General features: G+C 59.5%; 15 protein-coding genes. 5 read left to right on the top strand and 10 right to left on the bottom strand.

The window, feature by feature from the left end; all coding sequences use genetic code 11:
• Positions 1–99 precede the first annotated feature (99 nt).
• Genes glgB through EQV93_RS16395 form a run of 3 tightly spaced genes read right to left on the bottom strand, consistent with a single transcriptional unit; the run spans position 100 to position 7,719 of the window.
• Positions 100–2,328 carry a 1,4-alpha-glucan branching protein GlgB gene (gene glgB / locus EQV93_RS16405; protein WP_146387143.1) on the bottom strand — a complete coding sequence of 743 codons (2,229 nt, stop codon included), beginning with the start codon at positions 2,326–2,328 and terminating at the stop codon, positions 100–102.
• Complete coding sequence (gene treS, locus EQV93_RS16400; RefSeq protein WP_122782110.1) at positions 2,328–5,675, bottom strand: maltose alpha-D-glucosyltransferase; 3,348 nt, start codon at positions 5,673–5,675, stop codon at positions 2,328–2,330. Before treS ends, glgB begins: the two co-directional genes overlap by 1 nt.
• 46 nt (positions 5,676–5,721) lie before the next feature.
• Positions 5,722–7,719 carry an alpha-1,4-glucan--maltose-1-phosphate maltosyltransferase gene (locus EQV93_RS16395; protein WP_122782109.1) on the bottom strand — a complete coding sequence of 666 codons (1,998 nt, stop codon included), beginning with the start codon at positions 7,717–7,719 and terminating at the stop codon, positions 5,722–5,724.
• A gap of 211 nt (positions 7,720–7,930) precedes the next feature.
• Between EQV93_RS16395 and EQV93_RS16390 the strand changes: the two genes are divergently transcribed.
• A complete protein-coding gene (locus EQV93_RS16390; RefSeq protein WP_167654293.1) occupies positions 7,931–8,095 on the top strand; it encodes a hypothetical protein in 165 nt (54 codons plus the stop codon).
• 121 nt (positions 8,096–8,216) lie between these two features.
• Entirely contained in the window at positions 8,217–9,626 is a 1,410-nt protein-coding gene (mapR, locus tag EQV93_RS16385) for a GntR family transcriptional regulator MpaR (RefSeq protein ID WP_122782108.1), read from the top strand.
• 123 nt (positions 9,627–9,749) lie between these two features.
• Here mapR and EQV93_RS16380 read toward each other — a convergent pair whose 3' ends face one another.
• Positions 9,750–10,160, bottom strand: coding sequence for a PA0061/PA0062 family lipoprotein (locus EQV93_RS16380; protein ID WP_122782107.1), 411 nt, complete (start codon positions 10,158–10,160; stop codon positions 9,750–9,752).
• Between the two features lie 223 nt (positions 10,161–10,383).
• Between EQV93_RS16380 and EQV93_RS16375 the strand changes: the two genes are divergently transcribed.
• From EQV93_RS16375 to EQV93_RS16365, 3 genes are read left to right on the top strand one after another with little or no spacing between them, the layout of a single operon-like run.
• The gene (locus EQV93_RS16375) at positions 10,384–13,605 is read left to right on the top strand and encodes an efflux RND transporter permease subunit (RefSeq protein WP_240891938.1); all 3,222 of its coding nucleotides are present in this window, start codon (positions 10,384–10,386) and stop codon (positions 13,603–13,605) included.
• Complete coding sequence (locus EQV93_RS16370) at positions 13,595–14,761, top strand: efflux RND transporter periplasmic adaptor subunit (RefSeq protein ID WP_122782105.1); 1,167 nt, start codon at positions 13,595–13,597, stop codon at positions 14,759–14,761. Before EQV93_RS16375 ends, EQV93_RS16370 begins: the two co-directional genes overlap by 11 nt.
• Complete coding sequence (locus tag EQV93_RS16365) at positions 14,745–16,157, top strand: efflux transporter outer membrane subunit (protein ID WP_240891937.1); 1,413 nt, start codon at positions 14,745–14,747, stop codon at positions 16,155–16,157. The genes EQV93_RS16370 and EQV93_RS16365 overlap by 17 nt, the downstream gene beginning before the upstream one ends.
• Here the strand turns inward: EQV93_RS16365 and EQV93_RS16360 are convergent.
• From EQV93_RS16360 to EQV93_RS16335, 6 genes are read right to left on the bottom strand one after another with little or no spacing between them, the layout of a single operon-like run.
• Positions 16,154–17,350 carry a T6SS phospholipase effector Tle1-like catalytic domain-containing protein gene (locus EQV93_RS16360; RefSeq protein WP_442968908.1) on the bottom strand — a complete coding sequence of 399 codons (1,197 nt, stop codon included), beginning with the start codon at positions 17,348–17,350 and terminating at the stop codon, positions 16,154–16,156. The two genes, EQV93_RS16365 and EQV93_RS16360, sit on opposite strands and share 4 nt — an antisense overlap.
• A 9-nt stretch (positions 17,351–17,359) precedes the next feature.
• Positions 17,360–18,787, bottom strand: a complete 1,428-nt coding sequence (locus EQV93_RS16355; RefSeq protein WP_240891935.1) for a T6SS phospholipase effector Tle1-like catalytic domain-containing protein — start codon at positions 18,785–18,787, stop codon at positions 17,360–17,362.
• Positions 18,772–19,305: a DUF3304 domain-containing protein gene (locus EQV93_RS16350; RefSeq protein ID WP_240891934.1), complete on the bottom strand. Its 534-nt coding sequence runs from the start codon at positions 19,303–19,305 to the stop codon at positions 18,772–18,774. Before EQV93_RS16350 ends, EQV93_RS16355 begins: the two co-directional genes overlap by 16 nt.
• Entirely contained in the window at positions 19,290–19,826 is a 537-nt protein-coding gene (locus EQV93_RS16345) for a DUF3304 domain-containing protein (protein ID WP_240891933.1), read from the bottom strand. The genes EQV93_RS16350 and EQV93_RS16345 overlap by 16 nt, the downstream gene beginning before the upstream one ends.
• Positions 19,811–20,332 (bottom strand): DUF3304 domain-containing protein, encoded by a 522-nt coding sequence (locus tag EQV93_RS16340; protein WP_240891932.1) that lies wholly within the window; start codon positions 20,330–20,332, stop codon positions 19,811–19,813. Before EQV93_RS16340 ends, EQV93_RS16345 begins: the two co-directional genes overlap by 16 nt.
• Positions 20,332–21,132, bottom strand: a complete 801-nt coding sequence (locus tag EQV93_RS16335; protein WP_240891931.1) for a DUF4123 domain-containing protein — start codon at positions 21,130–21,132, stop codon at positions 20,332–20,334. Before EQV93_RS16335 ends, EQV93_RS16340 begins: the two co-directional genes overlap by 1 nt.
• Between the last annotated feature and the right edge of the window lie 46 nt (positions 21,133–21,178).

The raw sequence follows: 21,178 nt of genomic DNA, 5'->3' as shown, positions 1-21,178 counted from the left end.
CGCTACGCGCTCGATCGCAGCCTTCGTGCCTCGTCAGCGGCTACAACTCCCTGTAGCCGCTGCCGAAGGCTGCGATGGGCCGCAAAGCGGCCCGCTTTATCACCTCTGCGGCTGCAACACCAACACCCCCAACGGCGGTAAATTCAACGCCACCGAACACCCTTGACCATGGCTGGGCAAGTCATCACTGACGACCCCACCACCATTGCCATAATTAGACCCGGCATACAGCCCCGCATCGCTGTTTAACACCTCATGCCACGTCCCCGCGAAAGGCACCCCAATGCGATACCCCTCACGCGGCACCGGGGTAAAGTTAGCCACCACCAACAGCGGCGAGCCTTCCTTGCTCCAGCGCAACCAGGCATAAACACTGTTGGTCGCATCATCACCAATCAACCACTGAAAACCCTGCGGGGCATCATCTTGATCATGCAACGCCGGATACTCGCGATAGAGCCGGTTCAAATCCCCCACCAGCTTCTGCACACCCTGGTGCTCCGGGTATTGCAGCAAATACCAGTCAAGTTGCTGATCGTGATTCCATTCACGCCACTGGCCGAACTCACACCCCATAAACAGCAACTTCTTGCCCGGGTGCGTCCACATGAAACTCAGATAAGCCCGCAAGTTGGCAAACTTCTGCCAGCGATCCCCAGGCATTTTGTCGATCAGCGAATGCTTGCCATGCACCACTTCATCATGGGAGATAGGCAAGATAAAACGCTCGCTCCAGGCGTACACCAGACCGAAGCTCAGCTCGTTGTGGTGATGGGCTCGGTAGAGCGGGTCTTGCTGAATGTAGTGCAGCGAATCATGCATCCAGCCCATGTTCCATTTGTACGAAAAGCCCAACCCTCCATGGGCGGTACTCTGGCTGACGCCAGGCCAGGCCGTCGATTCTTCGGCAATCATCAACGCACCCGGCGCTTCCAGTGCAACCACGTCGTTGAGGTGACGTAAAAAATCAATGGCTTCAAGGTTTTCCCGCCCGCCAAAGCGGTTAGGCACCCACTCACCGGCTTTGCGCGAGTAGTCGCGATATAACATCGACGCCACAGCATCAACCCGCAGCCCATCAATGTGGAAGTGCTTTAGCCAGTGCAATGCCGAGGCCAGCATAAAACCATGCACTTCGGTGCGGCCCAGGTTGTAAATCAGCGTGTTCCAGTCCTGATGAAAGCCTTCCAGCGGGTTGGCGTATTCATACAGCGCCGTGCCGTCAAATTGCGCCAGCCCGTGGGCATCATTGGGAAAGTGCGCCGGCACCCAGTCGAGAATCACGCCAATGCCGGCCACATGGCAGGCATTGACGAACGCACCGAAATCATCAGGGGAACCATAACGGGCCGTGGGGGCGTACTGCGACAACGGCTGATAACCCCACGACCCACCAAACGGATGCTCCATGATGGGCATCAATTCAATATGGGTGAAGCCCAGCTGTGTCACATAGGGGATCAGCCGTTCAGCCAGTTCATGCCAGGTGTACTGACGCGCGATGTCGCCCACATCGTCGACTTCGCATTGCCAGGAACCCACGTGCAGCTCATAGATGGACAGCGGCTTGTCGTGACGGTGATGCTCGGCGCGCCCCTCCATCCAGGCCGAGTCCTGCCAGTCCACCGCCAGTGGCGATGCGACTTTGGACGCTGTATCGGGCGGCAGCTGGGTTGCCAGCGCCATGGGGTCGGCCTTGAGCGGCAAAATGCCGTGCTCGCCAAGGATTTCGTACTTGTACGCTTCACCGGCTTCAAGGCGCGGTATAAAAATCTCCCATACGCCGCTCGGATGACGCAGGCGCATGGGGTGGCGACGGCCATCCCAGATGTTGAAATCGCCGACCACCGACACCCGTCGGGCATTCGGTGCCCAGACCGCAAACCGCACACCCGGTACGCCGTCGACACTCATCACCTGGGCGCCCAGGCAACTGCTCAAGTCGCGGTGATTACCCTCGGCGAACAGGTATAAATCCATTTCGCCCAGCAAAGGGCCAAAGCTGTAAGGGTCTTCACTGGTCTGCTCGGCACCCGCCCAGTTGATACGCAGGCGGTAGGGTTGCGTGTGATCGAAATGAGCGGCGAACAGACCTGCCACGTCTGTGCCGTGCAAGCTGCCAAGCAGGTCGTCGCTGTCGCGGGCAACCACCTTGACACTCAATGCACCGGGCAGAAACGCGCGAATAATCTGCCCGCCCTGCCCGTCCGGATGTGGCCCCAATACGGCAAACGGATCACGATGCTGGGCGCTGATCAACGCCTCAATATCCTGTTGCTCAGGCAATAGTGCCTGTTTTCCTGCCCCCAGATCCTTGCTAGAACTCATTACTTCTCTCCATCCGGTAAAGGCTTGGCCCTGCTTGGCAAGTGAGCAAGCAGCTCGCTTAAACCTTGCAAGGGCACGCGCAACCACGTCGGCCGATTGGCTGCTTCATAGATAACTTCGTAGGCCGCCTTTTCCAGGCTCATGAGCGCCAGCGCAGCATCGTGACCGCGTGGCGAAGTCCATTCAGGACTAAGGCTAGCTGTTGCCAGCCGATATGCATCGATCAAAGCATGACGCGCATCATTTAAGTAGCGCTCTACGACCCGTTGCCGCGCATCGTCTGCCTCGGGCGAGTGATCCGCCTGTTGCACGTTACTGATCGCCATTGCACCGGCGTAGTCAAAGGAACGCAATAATCCGCTGACGTCCTTGTAGGGGCTGTGTTTGGCTCGCCGCTCGGTCAGGGAACGCGACGGCTCGCCTTCGAAGTCGATAAAGAACGCATCGCCCTGCACCACCAGCACTTGTCCCAAATGCAAGTCGCCATGCACGCGGATGTTCAGCCCGCCTTGGGTATCGGCAGCCAGTTGCTGGATGTGGGCGTTGATTGCGCCCTGTTGATCGATCAGGTGCTTGACGCGCTGTTGATCGGCGGCGGGCAAATCGTTCAGGTGTGCCTTGAGCTGTTGCAGGGCGTGCTTGACCTGCGCCGTAATATGCGTGGCCAGGCGCTGACTGTCTTTTAGTGTGGTGGTGTGCGGCGCAAAGTCAGGGTTGTCGCGGGCTTGTGCCAATACGGTATGCATCTCACCCAGTCGCTGGCCCAGCACACGGGCAAACTCAGCCAACTCGCTCAACGCGTTGTAATGCTGTTCGTGCTCGGAACGGGCATCTGCCAGTTCGTCGCGAATCGCTCGCTCAAGGGTGTTGTGGGTCCAGCTCCAGGCATCCCCCTGATTGCTCAAATACCCTTGGGCAATCATCAGCAACGTGTCCTCACCCTGAGCATCACGGCGCAGCACTGACCCGAGCAGCGGGGACATATTCGGATAACCGGCGCGCGTCAGGAAACGCCCCATTTCCAGTTCGGGGTGCGGGCCGCTGTGGAGTTGGCGCAGCAGTTTGAGCACCAACACCCCGCCCACCACCACCGAGCTGTTTGACTGTTCGCCCGTGAGGTAACGCACCTCACTGTGCTCATCGAGGCCCAGCGTGGCCATCTGATCCGTTGCGCTGAAGTGAATGTCACCGGCACTGCTGCTGATCGTCTGGCCTTTTTTCAGGCTCGATAACACGGCGTGCACAAAGGGCTCCAGATTGAACGCATCGGTCAGAAAACCGACATGGCGCCCGCGGCGCAAGCGTGACAATACGACCTGTTGGGCCACTGCAGAATTGGGTTGCTCCTCACCCATTGCGCCCAAGGGCACTTGATAACGGTGCGGCTGACCGGCGCACATGACCTCCAGCTCCGTCAGTAATACCGGCGATTCAGCCTCGCCAAAGGCCGCGCCGTACACAATAGTGACCTGCTCAATGGGCGCCTCTTTGTGCCCGAACCAACGACGATTGGGCAACCAGCTCGGCAGCACCGTCTGCTCCAGCACCGTGCTTACAGGTTGTTTAAGCACATCAGTGAGGCCGTTTTTGAGCACCAGCGTCACCAGCTCCGGCAAGCTTTGCGAAGGCTCAGTGTGCCAGCCGGGCATCTGGTTTTCGCTGGCCAGCAGAAACCAGAAAAACCCATAAGGCGCCAGCGTCAGCGTGAAAGGTGTCTGACCAATGGGCGTAAAGGCGTTACCGCCGATCATTTCAACCGGCACACGGCCCGCAAACTCGGACAGATCCAGTTCGACCCCTTGGGCACTGCGTGACACATTGGCCACGCACAAAATGGTTTCGGTCTTGCCGTCGCTGTCGGTGAACGCGCGGATGTAGGCCAGAATGCGTCGATTGCTCGGCGAGAGCATTTTCAAGGTGCCACGGCCGAAGGCTTTTTGCTGCTTGCGCACAGCCAACAGACGACGGGTCCAGTTGAGCAAGGAATGCGGATCACCCGACTGCGCTTCCACGTTAACCGACTGATAGCCATACAGCGGGTCCATGATCGGCGGCAATACCAAGCTGGCCGGGTTGGCCCGCGAGAAACCGCCGTTGCGGTCAATCGTCCACTGCATGGGCGTGCGTACGCCATCGCGGTCGCCCAGGTAAATGTTGTCACCCATGCCGATTTCGTCGCCGTAATACAGGGTCGGCGTTCCGGGCATCGACAGCAGCAAACTGTTGAGCAATTCGATGCGGCGGCGATCGCGCTCCATCAACGGAGCCAAACGTCGACGAATACCCAGGTTGATGCGGGCGCGCTTGTCAGCGGCGTAGTAGTTCCACAGGTAATCGCGCTCTTTGTCGGTGACCATCTCCAGCGTCAGTTCATCGTGGTTGCGCAAAAAAATTGCCCACTGGCAGTTCGCAGGTATTTCCGGGGTTTGGCGCAAAATATCGGTAATCGGGAAGCGATCCTCCTGCGCCAGCGCCATGTACATACGCGGCATCAGCGGGAAGTGAAAGGCCATATGGCATTCATCGCCATTGATGCCGTCGCTGTCGCCGAAATATTGCTGGGTGTCTTCAGGCCACTGATTGGCCTCGGCCAGCAACATGCGGTCGGGGTAATGGGCATCGATTTCGGCGCGGATCTGCTTCAGTATCTGGTGGGTTTCTGGCAGGTTTTCGTTGTTGGTGCCGTCGCGTTCGATCAAATACGGGATGGCATCCAGACGCAGGCCATCAATGCCCATGTCCAGCCAATAGCGCATCACCGCCAGCACTTCTTTCATGACCTGCGGATTGTCGAAATTGAGGTCTGGCTGATGGGAGTAAAACCGGTGCCAGAAGTACTGGCCGGCCACCGGGTCCCACGTCCAGTTCGAGGTTTCGGTGTCGAGGAAGATAATCCGCGTGCCGTCGTACTTTTCATCGGTGTCCGACCACACATAATAATCCCGGGCTTTAGAGCCGGCTTTGGCGTGCCGGGCCTTCTGGAACCACGGGTGTTGATCGGAGGTATGGTTGATCACCAGTTCAGTGATGACCCGCAAGCCACGCGCATGGGCTTCCTTGATAAAGCGTTTGACGTCGGCCAATGTGCCGTAGTCGGGGTGGACCCCACGATAGTCGGCAATGTCATAGCCATCGTCGCGCCGTGGCGAGGGATAGAACGGCAGCAACCAGAGGGTGTTGACCCCCAGCTCGGCAATGTAATCGAGCTTGCTGATCAATCCAGGAAAATCGCCGATACCGTCATTATTGGAATCGAAAAATGACTTGATATGCACTTGGTAAATCACCGCGTCCTTGTACCAGAGCGGGTCTTTGATAAAGCTTGCCGAAGCGGATTTCTTCGCCATGTGGACTCCCTGCCGATGCGAGTGGGTTGGGCCTTGCAGACGTGGCCTAAAGGGGTTTGATACGCCAGATGCCAAAGGGCTGTTGCCAGGGTTCAAGGCGCATCCATTGCGTCTTTCCGTACCAGGTCCAGCGATGGCCGCTCATCAAGTCTTCACCTGAGGTTTGCGCGTCATCGGCCAGGCCCATCTCCCACAGCGGCAACTCGAAATGCGCTTCCTGGGCGTTATGCGGGTCAAGGTTGACCGCAACCAGCACAAAGTTGCTGCCGTCTGCGCTGCGTTTGCCGAAATACAGGATGTTGTCATTCCACGCGTTGTACAGCGTGAGGCCCAAGTGACTGTGCAAGGCGGGGTTTTGCCGCCGGATGCGGTTGAGCTGGGCGATTTCGGCGACGATATTGCCCGGTGCGCCGTAGTCCCGAGGGCGGATCTGGTACTTCTCGGAGTCCAGATACTCTTCCTTGCCGGCCAGAGCGGCCGACTCACACAGCTCAAAGCCCGAATACATGCCCCATAACCCCGACCCCATAGTGGCCAGCGCGGCGCGAATCAAAAAACCGGCACGGCCGGACTCATGCAAAAAACGCGGGTTGATGTCCGGGGTATTGACGAAGAAGTTGGGCCGGAAGCACTCGCGTAACGGGCTTTGGTTCAGCTCGGTGAAATACGCCGCCAGCTCGGCCTTGGTATTACGCCACGTGAAATAGGTGTAGCTCTGGGAATAGCCGATCTTGCCCAGGCGCGCCATCATCGCCGGGGTGGTAAAGGCTTCGGCGAGAAAGATCACTTCGGGACAGCGCGTGCGCACATCCGCAATCAACCACTGCCAGAACGGCAAGGGTTTGGTGTGCGGGTTGTCAACGCGAAAAATCTTTACACCCTCGTCGATCCAGCCCAGCACGATGTCGCGCAGCTCAAGCCACAGGCTGGGAATGGCATCCGGAGCATAGAAATCGACGTTAACGATGTCCTGATATTTTTTGGGCGGATTTTCCGCATAGCGAATAGTGCCGTCAGGCCGCCAGTTAAACCAACCGGGGTGCTGTTTGAGCCAGGGGTGGTCTTGAGAGCATTGAATGGCAAAGTCCAGCGCGATGGCCAACCCTTGGCGCGCGGCGGCAGCCACCAGGCGACGAAAATCCTCACGGCTGCCCAACTGCGGATGAATGGCCTCGTGCCCGCCCTCCTCGCTGCCGATGGCATAGGGGCTGCCGGGATCGTCCGGGCCCGCCTGTAATGAATTGTTGGGGCCTTTACGATGACTGCGACCGATGGGGTGAATGGGCGGGAAATACAGTACGTCAAACCCCATGTCGTGGATCATCGGCAAGCGTTCGAGCACATCATTGAAGGTGCCGTGACGGCCGGGGTCATCGGTGGCTGAACGCGGAAACAGCTCGTACCAACTGGCAAACTGGGCTAACGGGCGCTCCACATCCACCGGAAACTCGGGGCTCAGGCTCACGTACGCATGGTGTTGGGCCTGAGCCATCAATTGCGCACTGTGTTCGTGCACAAACAAGGCCACTTGCTCGTTTTCCAGCAGGCCAGACAACTGGCGCAGCAATACCTGCAATTGCTCATGCAATTCACCCTGGCTCAGCTCAATGGCGTGCTGCACCAGAATGCGACCTTCCTGAAGCTCCAGACTGACGGGAATACCGGCCTGATGCTTTTTTTCCAGCTCATGGCAAAAGCTGGCGAAGCGATCGATCCAGGCTTCGATGCAAAACACATAGCGCCCCTGCACCGGCACCGTGAACTGCCCGCTCCACGCATCATTGCCCACAAAGCGCATCGGCGCGGCCGACCAGTCATCGCTACTGGCCAAGCGCCAATGCAGCGTCACGGCCAACTGGTCGTGACCGTCGGTAAACACTTTGCTACTCACCTGCACCACCTGCCCGACCACCGCCTTGACCGCAAACTCGCCGCCATCCAGCACCGGCGACGTGGATTCAATGGCAATGCGTGGCAATAGCAAGGCCTGCGACAACGGCAGGGTGGACGTTACATCGGGGTCCAGCGGGAAATCAGCATTCATCGAGCCTCACTCCTCACGCCCTGGGACGCTGATGGGTGGTCGTTTCACAGCACATTCCGGCATCAACACCGGGCACCTAGGTTGGGAGCGAGGTTGCGGCTTAAAAGTTCAGACTAAATGACGACACGCCGTTGGTCATGGCACGGGAACCGTTCAGGCACGATGACGGTCGACCGGCTACACCTTTCCATGCAGCAATGAGGCCAACGCCATGAACATCCCGATCCCCGCTGAGACACCTGATCCCAATATAGATGACCCGGTGTTACCGCCTGTCGATCCTCAACATATCCCCGAGGAAGAACCCCCGCTGGGTGATCCAAAGCCGATTGGCGATCCGCCGGGTGAACATCCCCCCCTGAAAACCGGTTTATAGGCTGTCTTCGCCCAAACAGCTTTACCCCTGCGAGCATCGCGCTGAAAATGGCCCGCGCCAGCAAGGCACGTCTTTAGATTCAACCGCCTTGACCTGAAACCCGCCGGACCGAGCCCGCCCCATGAAGCGCTACGAACAATTTGCCGATGATATTGCTGAACTGATCCGCAGCGGGGTGCTCGCCCCCGGTCAGCGCGTACCCTCGGTGCGCTATGCCAGTCAGACCTACGGGATCAGCCCCTCGACGGTGTTCCAGGCCTATTACTTGCTGGAACGCCGCGGCCTGATTCGCGCCAAGCCGCGCTCCGGTTACTTCGTCAATGTGCACACCCCCACTCCATTCGCGGAACCGGTGGTCAGCAGCCACGGGGCCGAGTCCATGCAGGTGGATGTCAGTGAGTTGGTGTTTTCAGTACTGGACTCGATCAAAGACCCGCATACAGTCCCCTTCGGCTCGGCGTTCCCCTGCCCGATGCTGTTTCCGCTTCAACGGCTGGCCCGTTCAATGGCCACGGCCTGTCGTGAGATGGACCCGCGCCTGGTGGTCACTGATCTGTCGCCTGGCAACCCGCAACTGCGTCGCCAAATTGCCCTGCGCTACATGGTCGGCGGGTTGATGCTGCCCATGGAAGAACTGCTGATCACCAATGGCGCACTGGAGGCCCTGAACCTGTGTTTGCAGGCGGTAACGGAGCCGGGTGATCTGGTCGCCATCGAGGCTCCGGCGTTTTATGCGTGCCTGCAAGTGCTCGAACGGCTCAAGCTCAAGGCTGTCGAAGTGCCGGTGCACCCCCGTGACGGCATTGATCTGGAGGTGCTGGCCGATACCCTTGAGCGGCACCCGATCAAGGCCGTGTGGTGCATGACCAGTTTTCAAAACCCGATTGGCGCCACCCTGCCCGAAGCCCGCAAAAAAGCGTTGGTCGAACTGCTGCGCAGCCATCAGGTGCCGTTGATTGAAGACGATGTGTACGCCGAATTGTATTTCGGCCTGCATGCGCCCAAACCGGCCAAAGCGTTTGATACCGAAGGGTTGGTGATGCATTGCGGCTCGTTTTCCAAGAGCCTGGCCCCCGGTTATCGCATCGGCTGGGTCGCGGCCGGGCGGTATGCGCAAAAGGTCGAACGGCTGAAACTGATGACCTCGCTGTGCGCCTCGATGCCTGCGCAAGCCGCCATTGCCGATTACCTGCAGCACGGCGGTTACGACCGTCACCTGCGTAAATTGCGCGATGCGCTGGAAGAGCAGCAAAACGCCATGTTGGCGGCCATTGCCCGTTACTTTCCAGCCCAGACACGGGTCAGCAAACCCACGGGCGGCTACTTTTTATGGCTGGAGTTGCCTGAGCAAATGGACTCACTCAAGCTGTTCGAAATGGCCTTGGCCCAAGGCATCAGCATTGCACCGGGGCCGATTTTTTCCCCCACCCAGCGCTTTCGCAACTGCATTCGCCTGAACTATGGCAGCCCGTGGGATGCCGCCAGCGAAAAAGCCATGGAAACCCTGGGCAAAATCATCAAATCGTTTTAGCCCCATTTGTAGCCGCTGCCGAGGCACGAAGGCTGCGATGGGCTGCGCAGCGGCCCCAGTACAGAAGGCCCTGCGGACCTTTTCGCAGCCTGCGTTCCTCGGCAGCGGCTACACGGTTGCTTATTACCCCGGCATGCAGTTGAAGTCCGCCGTGTGCGCCACTTCCTTGCCGTGGGAGTCCACCAGCCGTGCACTGACTTCTGGCCCCAGGCTGGACTCAATCAACTCGTAATGCTCACCTGCCTTGAAGCCGGTGTAATTGACTTTGCCTTGGCAATCGACCTCATTTTCATCCCCCGTGGCGCCTTCATACAGGGTTACGTCCAGACGATGCGCGCCGGGTGTCACTTCAAAGTACCGACCATCCTGCGTGCTTTTACCGTCCACACGCTCTGCCATCAGGTCGCTGTTGCCCTCTTCTTTAAAGCCGATCCAGGCTTCGCTCGGGTCTTGTTTGGGCATCGGCCCGGCACAGGCCGACAGCAGCAACACCAACCCCAGAGCGGGGATCAAGAGCAGCGGTTTAACAGTCATCACACATACACCTCGCAAAGGGAACCCAAGAGTGCGACAGACTCAAACAGCGGCCCGTCGATGGTGCCAAGCTTGGTGCTCACCCCGCGTTACGCCAAATGAATGAATATGAAGGGATTTTCAGCGCTTTTCTAAAGGAACCTTCACGTAGCTGAAAGGTGATCGTTAAGTGTGGACGGTAAGACTGCCCGGGTTTGCAATTCCACTCCCCGGAGGTTCAGGCATGCTCGGGCTGGTAAAGACCGCACTGCACAAGCCCTACACGTTCATCGTGTTGGCGATTTTCATCTGCATCATTGGGCCGCTGGCTGCCGTTCGCACCCCCACCGATGTGTTCCCCGACATTGGCATTCCGGTCGTCGCCGTGGTGTGGCAATACACAGGCCTGGCGCCCGCAGACATGGCGGGCCGAGTGATCTATACCTACGAGCGCTCACTGAGTACCACCGTCAACGACATCGAACACATCGAGTCGCAGTCATTGCCCGGTATGGGCATCGTGAAAATTTTCTTTCAGCCTGGCGTCGATATTCGTACGGCCAACGCGCAAGTGACCGCCGTGTCACAAACCGTGCTCAAGCAGATGCCACCTGGCATCACCCCGCCGCTGATTCTTAACTACAGCGCCTCCACGGTGCCGATTCTGCAAATGGCGTTTTCCAGCCCCACGCTGTCGGAAGCCAAAATTCGAGACCTGGTGCAGAACAATATTCGCTTGCCCCTCAGCTCGCTGCCCGGTCTGGCCATGCCGACGCCGATGGGTGGCAAGCAGCGCCAGATCACTCTCGACCTCGACCCTCAAGCCTTGGCCGCCAAGGGCCTGTCGGCGCAGGACGTGGGCGCTGCACTGGCCGCGCAAAACCAGATTATCCCCGTGGGCACGGCCAAGCTGGGCACCTACGAATACACCGTGATGCTCAACAACAGCCCCAAGGCCATCGACGAACTCAACGACCTGCCCATCAAGACCGTCGACGGCGCGCTGATCACCATCGGCCAGGTGGCTCACGTGCGGGACGGCTCCCCGCCACAAACCAATATCGTGCGGGTCGACGGCCACCGTGCCGTGCTGATGCCCGCGTTGAAGAACGGCAACATCTCGACCTTGTCGATTGTCGACGGCATTCGCGCCATGTTGCCGCGCATCAACGAAACCTTGCCGCCGTCGCTGAAAACCTCGCTGCTGGGCGACGCCTCGGTGTTCGTCAAACAGTCGGTGGGCAGTGTCGCGCAGGAAGGCATTATTGCCGCGCTGCTGACCAGCGCGATGATTCTGCTATTCCTCGGCAGTTGGCGTTCAACCCTGATCATTGCCGTGTCGATTCCACTGGCGGTGTTGTCAGCCATCGCCCTGCTGGCCCTCAGCGGTCAGACCCTGAACGTCATGACCCTCGGCGGGCTGGCGTTGGCCGTGGGGATATTGGTGGACGATGCGACCGTGACCATTGAGAACATCAACTGGCACCTTGAGCAAGGCAAGTCGGTGCGCGAGGCCATTCTCGACGGGGCCAAACAGATTGTCGGGCCGGCCTTTGTGTCGCTGCTGTGTATCTGCATCGTGTTTGTGCCCATGTTCATGTTGCAAGGCATTGCCGGTTATCTGTTCCGTCCAATGGCGCTGTCGGTGATTTTCGCCATGGGCAGTTCGTTTATTCTGTCGCGCACCCTGGTGCCGACGCTGGCGATGTTCCTGCTCAAGCCTCATGTGCCCGAGCAAGGTGCGGGCCATCACCCCGAAGACGGCTACATCAATCACCACGAGGGCGACCAGCCCACTCAAGCGCACTCGGCCCCGGTGCGCGCCTTGTTGAATTTCCAGCAAGGTTTCGAGCGCCGCTTCTCGGCCGTGCGTGACGCCTATTACGCGGTACTGGAGCTGGCGCTGGCGCATCGCAAACGCTTTTTGCTGGGCTTTATGGCCTGCGTGCTGGCCTCGTTTGCCTTGCTGCCCAGCCTCGGCCAGGATTTCTTTCCGGCCACCGATGCCGGTGCGCTGGCGCTGCATGTGCGCCTGCCGCTGGGCACACGTATTGAAGAAAGTGCCGCCGATTTTGACCGGATCGAAGCACGCATTCGGCAAATCATCCCAGCTGATCAGTTGGACACGGTGATCGACAACATTGGTATCCCGTTGAGCGGGATCGATATGGCCTACAGCAGCAGCGGTACCATCGGCCCGCAAGATGGTGATATTCAGATCAGCCTGAAGGCCGATCACAGCCCGACGGCGGACTACGTCAAACGCTTGCGTGAAGCCCTGCCCGAGAGTTTCCCGGGCAGCCAGTTTGCCTTTATGCCCGCAGACATCAGCACCCAGATCCTCAACTTTGGTGCCCCGGCGCCGCTGGACATCAAAGTCTCCGGGCGCGATGACGCCGCCAACCGCGCCTACGCGCTGGAATTGCAACGCCGCCTGCAATACGTGCCCGGCATTGCCGACTTGCGCATTCAACAATCCGTGGGCTACCCGTCGCTGCAAGTCAACGTCAACCGCCTGCGGGCCAACGGGTTGGGGATTACCGAGCGTGATGTCACCAACAGCATGGTTGCCTCGCTGGCGGGCAGTTCGCAGGTGGCCCCGACCTTCTGGCTCAACCCGCAGAACGGGGTGTCTTACGGCGTGGTCGCCGCCACCCCGCAATACCGACTGGACAGCCTGCCCGCGCTGGAAGCCTTGCCTGTGACAGGCAGCAACGGTCAGTCACAAATCCTCGGCGGGCTGGCGACCATCACCCGGGTCGAAAGCCCTGCCGTGGTCACTCACTACAACATCCAGCCGACACTGGACCTGTACGCCAATATCCAGGGCCGCGACTTGGGCGCTGTAGCCGCCGATGTGCAAAAAGTCATCGATGGTGCCGCCGACCTGCGGCCCAAAGGCGCGACCATCAGCCTGCACGGACAGATCGACGCCCTGCATGAAGCGTTCAGCGGGTTGAGCCTGGGTCTGCTCGGGGCGGTCGTGCTGATCTACCTGCTGATTGTGGTCAACTTCCAGTCCTGGCTTGATCCGTTTGTCATCATCACCGCCCTGCCCGCCGCACTGGCCGGGATTGTCTGGATGCTGTTCCTCAGTGGCACTTCGTTGTCGGTGCCCGCCCTGACCGGAGCCATCTTGTGCATGGGTGTGGCCACGGCCAACTCGATTCTGGTGGTCAGTTTCTGCCGCGAACGCCTGGCCGAACATGGTGATGCCCTGAAGGCGGCGCTCGAAGCAGGCTACACGCGCTTTCGCCCCGTGTGCATGACCGCGTTGGCCATGATGATCGGCATGCTGCCACTGGCCCTGTCAGAAGAACAGAACGCGCCTCTAGGACGCGCCGTTATCGGCGGCCTGATGCTGGCCACCGTTGCCACCCTGCTGTTCGTGCCCGTGGTGTTCAGCCTGGTGCACGGTCGTAAAAAAAATCGCGCTGCTGCTGGAGAAACTTCCCATGTCGTCTAATCAAAAAACCTCGCGCAAGCGTTTGATGGTGTTGGGCATCGGTGGCCTGACCCTGGCCGCCCTGCTGGTGGCCAATGGGCTGGCAGCGCGCACCCGTCATGAGCATGCCGTCGCCCGCTGGACCGAAGCCGCCGCCCTGCCTGTGGTCAGCGTGTTCCAGCCGGTACAAAACGCCCACGGTGACACCTTGCGCTTACCCGCGCACCTTGAGGCCTGGAGCAAGGCGCCGATCCATGCCCGGGTCAACGGCTACCTGAAAAGCTGGCAAACCGACATCGGCAGCAAGGTCAAAGCCGGGCAGATTCTGGCGGTGATCGACAGCCCCGACCTTGACCAGCAAGTGGCGCAAACCCGCGCTCATATGCTGCAAGAGCAAGCCAACGCCGCGCTTGCCGCGACCACGGCCAGCCGCTGGCAAAACCTGCTGGCCAGTCATTCCGTGTCGCGACAGGAGGCCGACGAAAAACGCTCGGATGCCGCAGCGGCCAAGGCCAATGCCCAAGCCGCCGAAGCTGACTACGCACGGCTTTCGACACTGGAGGATTACAAAACCATTCGCGCACCGTTCGCGGGCACCATTACCGCGCGCAACACCGACATTGGCCAACTGATCAAGGCAGACACCGACAGCGACGCTGAGCTGTTTGATATTGCCGACACCCACCAACTGCGCCTCTACGTGCCAGTGCCGCAGAATTACGCCAGCGTGATTCGTCCCGGCATGCAAGTGCAACTCAGCGTGCCGGAGCATCCGGGGCAAACCTTTACGGCCCGGCTGATCGGTAACTCGACCTCGGTTGATCCGCGCTCAGGCACCTTGATGGCGCAATTTGTCGCGCTCAACCCCGGCGACGCGTTGATGCCCGGCGACTATGCCGAAGCGGTGCTGTCGATTCCGGCCGACACCCACGGCGTCAGCATCCCGGCCAGTGCCCTGATCTTTCGTGCCCAAGGCACGCAGGTGGCGGTGCTCGACAGTGCCCAGCACGTGCACTTGCAAGACATCCACATCGGCCTGGATCTGGGCGAACGGCTGGTGATCGATCAAGGCCTCAAGCCTGCCGACAGGGTGATCGACAACCCGCCTGATGCCTTGCGCGAAGGCGACTCGGTGAAATGTGCCGACACAGGAGCCACCCATGCAGCCAACGCTTAAACGTGGCGCAGTGTTGTTGGCGCTGGCCCTGCAGGGCTGTTCACTGGCGCCGACTTATATAACCCCGACGCTGGATTTGCCTCAACACTACCGTGAACAAACCAGTGATGGGCCGTGGCACAGCGCACAACCTGCCGACCAATTGTCACCGCAGTGGTGGCGGGCGTATCAAAACGAGCGCCTGAACGGCTTGCAACAGCGTTTGCAGACCGCCAACCCGAATCTGGCGGCTGCACTGGCGCATTACGATGCCGCTCAGGCCTACGCCGGCCAACTGCATGCCGGACTGTTCCCGCAGATAACCGCCAGCGGCCAGCCGCTGCGTCAGCGTCAATCGGACAGCCGCCCATTGCGCGGCACCACTCAGCCGTCGATCTACAACAGCAACACGGCGGGTTTTGCATTGAGTTTTGACCTCGACCTCTGGGGCAAGATCCGCAATCAAGTGGCCGCCGGGGATGCCCAGGCGCAGGCGTCGGCTGACGACCTGGCCGTGGCTCGATTAAGCCTGCAACGCCAGTTGGCCAGCCTGTACGTGCAACTTGACGGGCTGGACGCGCAACAACGCATCCTGTCTAAATCGCTGAATGATTACAGCCAGGCGCTGGAACTGACCCGCGCACGCTATCAAGGGCAGATTGCCTCAGAAATGGACCTGACCCGTGCGCAAAGCCAACTGGCCGAGGCCCAAGCGCAACTGGATGAGGTGCGCGGCCAACGCAACCTGAGCGAACACGCCATTGGCGAATTGGTGGGCGAACCCGCGAGCACGTTCCAGCTACCGCCCAGTGAGCACCCGCTCAACCTGCCCGTCGCACCCAACAGCTTGCCCAGTTCCTTGCTGCAACGCCGCCCGGACATTGCGGCGGCCGAACGACGACTGTTTGCCGCCAATGCCGGGATTGGCGTCGCCAAGGCGGCGTGGTATCCCGACTTTAGCCTGACCGGGTTACTCGGGGGCCAGACCCAGGGCAGCGGTAACCTGTTGGCCGCGGCCAATCGGTTTTGGGCGTTGGGGCCGTTGGTGAACCTGCCCATCTTTGATGGCGGCCGCTTGAGTGCTCAAGAGCAGCAAGCCAAAGCCGAACTTGAAGAAGCCTCGGCTCACTACCACGCTCAGGTCTTGCAGGCGGTGCGCGAGGTGGAAGACAACCTGGCGCAACTGCGCGACCTGCAACAGGAAAACCTCGACGAACAGGCCGCGGCCAATGCAGCCCGACATACGCAAACCCTGGCCACCCACAGCTATGAAGCGGGGGCCGTGAGCTATCTGGATGTGGTCACGGCGCAGACTGCAGCCTTACAGGCCGAGCGTCAGGTGCAAGCGCTGCACACCCGCCAGCTTCAAGCCAGCGTTGGCTTGCTGACGGCACTGGGCGGAGGTTGGCAGGGTTAAGTCAGGCCTGAAGCGGCCTTCGCCTGCTCAATCCACTGGCGTTTTCGCTGCTCAAGCGCCTCGGCTTCCAGCAAGCGGCGTTTATCTTCCGGGGTAAGACTGGCCTGGTACGCCGCCTCTTCTTCGGCTTTTCGCACGGCCGCCGCAGCCAGCGCCGCGGCTAACACTTCTTGCAGGGCTGGGGTGGTCGCGGTGGTTTCGTCGAGGGCTGGCGGTAAAGGCAGTGAATCGAGCAGTTTCAGCTTGCTGCCCGTCTCCTGAGTAAAGGCGCGAACGCCCTGGGTGTCTTCCAGCATCGGCAAGGCTATGCCGGTCAGGGTGTCGATGGCGCTGAATTCAGGCGCCCCGACTTTGCCGCGAAACACCGGCAGCCCCAATGAAGGCATCAACAGCCCGACCAGATAACGCGGGTCACGCCGCTTGATGCTCAAGCCCACACTGGCAATAGCGACGGCAACACCCACCACCTGCCCGGCCCGGGCCAGCAACGACAGCGCCTTATTGCTCTCGTCGTCGAAGAAAATCGTGCGGTAACGAAAATAGTCGCTGAACGGTTCACGCTCGCCCAGTGACGAATGCATAAACCACGCGCGGGAATCGTGCACATAGTCATCGAACAGCGTCAGCACTTGCCTGGCCTCATCATTGAGCGGTTGATGGTCCTCGGTGAACAGCCGGAAGTAGGACCAATAGCCCGCCCTGCGCAGGTCATTGTACTGCTGGGCTTCGTCCTCCTCGTTGGTCAGATACACCAGCCCGCCGGCGGCCATATTGACGAACCGGCCCCAACTGAACATCTCGGAGTTTTCCGGCAACTGCCATTCGGCCAGGTAATCAATGCGGAATTCGTTCATGGCGGCCCTCAGCTGGGTATGGTCCAGCGAGGGCTCAAAAACTTTGGCGGTGTTGATGGCCGTGGGGGTGGACGCGCCGATGCGCTGTTCGAAGGCCAGCTTGGTCTGCTCATGCTCCACACGCTCTTCGCGCTCGCTGTCCGACCATTCGGGTAACGGCTGGCCGGAGCGAGCGGCCTGATCTTCTGCCAGCTGCATCCCGTGCAACGCCTCGAATGCCTCGCGCTCTTTAGCGGTCATGTCGGGGCTTTCCCCAGGGTACTTACCGGAGACGTGAGAGAAAGCGGCTGAATCCTCGAACCAGTAACTGGCGTAACGGTGGATGCGCCAACCGGTGATCAGCCCGGCCTAATGTTCCATGGCGGTTTCCAACGGGCCGGGAATCAGGGTGCTGCGCCAGGTGTTGAAATGTTGGATGAGGTTTGGGGAGACTTCAAACTCGGCTAAAGTTTGTGCATCCATTACCAACCAAGGGCTACGCTCCCGTTGGTCAACATGAAGCGCATCTCTGGGTGCCTGCAACGGCGCACCTACTTTGTAGGCTTCACTGAACATATGGTGCAAGGCGATTTGCGACAAAACGTCCTGACTGCCCTCCCGTGATTTGCCCTGATCCCCCGGCGGATAGCCGCCGCCCACATCCGAGTGCATGCCGGGGTACAGGTATTCAACGGTGCCATTGCGATAGGTCGAGGGGCATAGCGGATCGTCAGGTCGCGCTTTGCGTCGTATCGAATCCAGCGGGAAACAAGCGCGCTGCTCATGGGCCGAAACCAGATGCACACAGCGCTCCAGAAACACTTCCGAATCAGACAGCTGCAGCGAGTTGTCAGCCCAGCCCATATGCCCGCTGGCAAACGGCGCCAGATACGCCACACCCACGGACGCCACCGTGTCGAACAGCCCCATAAAGGCAATGCTGATGGGCAACCCGGCAAACAGGTAGCAGGTTTCACCCTCGACCTCGACCTTGGTCAACGCCTCCAGCCAATCGGCAAACGCACGCGCCTCGGCAGCCCCGCGAGAAAAGCCGTACACGTACAGGCGCATGGCCTTGATCAGCGGGGCGGTTTTCAGGCGGTTCTGCAATTCGACTTTTTGCTGCAACTCGCGAATCGGCGCTTCAAGAACTGCCTTGCGGCGAGCGTAACCGTCGCTGACGAGTGAAGCGCCCAAGGCATCCATGCCCACAGACGTGCCCATTTTCAGGATGAGTGCGTAGGCATTAGCAGGCGCAAGCGGTTCTTCACGACAGGACACTTTCAGGGCGTCCAGCAACCGGGTCAGTCCCCAGTTAATGCGATTCTCGCCCCCGGTGGCCATGCTCAGCCCCGAATCACTCGGCCCGAACTCGTGAATTTCCTTGAACTCAGTGCCTACACCGGGGATGTAATAACGATAAAAAGCCAGCTGACCGATTCGGGTTTGCAATGCGCCTTCAGGGTTGCCGAGGCTGGCGTGATAAAGCCGCGCCACATTGCTGGTGGTAGGTGGCTTGCTCAATTTATCTGACGGCTCGTGGTTATTGGTGCCGTCAAAGCACAGCGTAATGTTCAGCACATCCATACACGGCGGACCAACATAAAACCGGCGTACAGCCCGCGCAGCCCGCTCGGTTTCAATCGCGATCTGACGCTCCACTTTGCGCTGCGCGATGCCGTTATCGGCCACCTGCTGAGGATGCGAAGGTAACAACCCCTTTAAGGGAAATTCCGGGGTCATCGCCAGAGGTTCTGCTGGCGGGCGTTTGTCGAGCGTATTCACGGAGTCGGACATGTGCTGGGCACTTCCATTCGGCGGGGAAAGTTATAGGGGTGACCACTGAGACCTTCATAGGTCGGGCTGGCAGAAACCTTGACCTGATCGCAAGGCAAGAAATGCACGGTGACCAGCCCCAGTTGCTTGTAAGGCGCTACTTCAACAACGGCGCGGTGCCGGGTGTATTTGGCTGCATGTTCTTTGTAAGCAACTCGGTAGCCATCAGTTCCCAAAGGCGGCCAATTCACCGAAGCTCCCACATTCGGGTCCTTCTCCCACTCCACCACCACCGTCAGCCCTTCGCGCCATTGCACCGGCAACATTGCACAGCACATCTGGCTACCCGGGCCACCCCCATAGGGGCCGATGTTCGGGCCTCCGCCGCCGTTTACGCTGAAATGATTGATGGCGGCCGAAGTGTGGTTAACCCCAGAAATCGAAGCCCCCAACATCGTCGGCCGCGACTCGACACAACCTTGCAGCAACAGGCTGGCCGCCAGCAGCAGATATACGCGGCAAATCATGGTGTCGGGCATGTGCTGGGCACTTCCATTCGGCGGGGAAAGTTATAGGGGTGACCACTGAGACCTTCATAGGTCGGGCTGGCAGAAACCTTGACCTGATCGCATGGCAAGAAATGCACAGTGACCAGCCCCAGTTGCTTGTAAGGCGCTACTTGAACCACGGCGCGGTGACGGGTGTATTTGCTTTGATGTCCTTTCATACGTTCACTCCAGGCATCAGAAAACAATGGCTCTGACCAATTCGCATAATCATGAGGAGAAGGATCCTTCTCCCACTCCACCACCACTGTCAGCCCTTCGCGCCATTGCACCGGCAACATTGCACAGCACATCTGGCTACCCGGGCCACCCCCATAGGGGCCGATGTTCGGGCCACCGCCGCCGTTTACGCTGAAATGGTTAATGGCGGCTGAAGTGTGGTTAACCCCAGAAATCGAAGCCCCCAACATCGTCGGCTGCGACTCGACACAACCTTGCAGCAACAGGCTGGCCGCCAGCAGCAGAAATACGCGGCAAATCATGGTGTCGGGCATGTGCTGGGCACTTCCATTCGGCGGGGATATTGATAAGGATGCTCAGCAAGCCAGGCGTAGGTCGTACCAGCTGCAACTTTGACTTGATCGCAGGGCAGGAAATGCACGGTGACAACACCCAATTCTTGATAAGGGGCCACTTCAACGACTGCACTGTGCTGGGTATTTTTTTTCCGCATTTCCTCCATACGGACTCGCCAAGCATCTGTAAACATTGGCTCTGTCAGTGTCGCGTAATCGTAGGGCGAAGGATCCTTCTCCCACTCCACAACAACCGTCAGCCCTTCGCGCCATTGCCGTGGCAGCACAGCGCAACACACTTGCGTACCTCCACCGCCATAAGGGCCGATGTTGTGGCCACCATTGCGGTTGACACTAAAACGGTTGATGGCGGCTGAGGTGTGGTTGATGCCTTCTATCGGCGCCCCTAACATCGTCGGCCGCGACTCGACACAGCCTTGCAGCAACAGGCAGACCACCAGTGCAACGGGCAGACAGCGCTTCATCACGAGCGCCCATGATCAAGCATGTTTCTGGGAGTGTTGGTGGCCAGCCACTGTTGAACAAAGGCTTCTCTGTCGGCGTCCTGTACGCGCTCGCGCCACGCGGCCAGATGGCCTTCGAACAGCACGTTCAGCCAGTCTTCGAACGCTGTAAAACCATGACGACCCGATGCTCTTCGCTCAAGGTGCCACTGCTCGGCCAAGGTCCAGGCCTGCATATAGCCCATCTGTTCATCACTGAGGCTCAGCACTGCCGACGGAATATCACCGGGGGCTGATGGGTGCCCGGCTACCGTGCGAACCCGGCCATCACGGCTTAGCCACAACCACTCAATCACCGGGGCATGAAAATAGTGGCGTTGAGAGGGATCAAGCATGAGGCTGACGGTGCCAAACAGCCGGGAATCGTAGTAACGCAAAATGCCCGTGCACGCCCCTTCGCTCCATTGCGCCTGTGTACAGTCGCGCAAATGTGCGGCCAGTTCAGGAAATTCCCAGCGACTCAACAGGTTCAGCGCACCAGCTTTTTTGTAGGACTGTTGCGTGAACGTCTTTAACCACTGGGTATGGGTTTCAATGTCCAGTTGCAGACGTACCAGCAGTGGGCCCAGTGCCTTGTTTGCATGCTCGGGGGTCTGTTCAAACAACAGTGCCTGCAACGGTGGGGGTTCAAGGGCAGCGAGGGATGCACGCTGCGACTCACTGAACAGTGTTCCGTCGATCTGTACGTCCAGATGGGCCAGCTCCAGGCGCTGCGCTTTCTTTCGCAGGTGTTCAGACCACTCGCTTGCATCCAGATACATAAAAACTCCTTGATTCACGAACGCCATTAATGGGCTTTGGCGACAC

The organism is Pseudomonas sp. TMW22091 (assembly GCF_022496705.1).
Taxonomy (GTDB): domain Bacteria; phylum Pseudomonadota; class Gammaproteobacteria; order Pseudomonadales; family Pseudomonadaceae; genus Aquipseudomonas; species Aquipseudomonas saxonica.
Note: the sequence above shows the minus strand (reverse complement) of the source record. Positions and strands in the feature narration are given on the sequence as shown.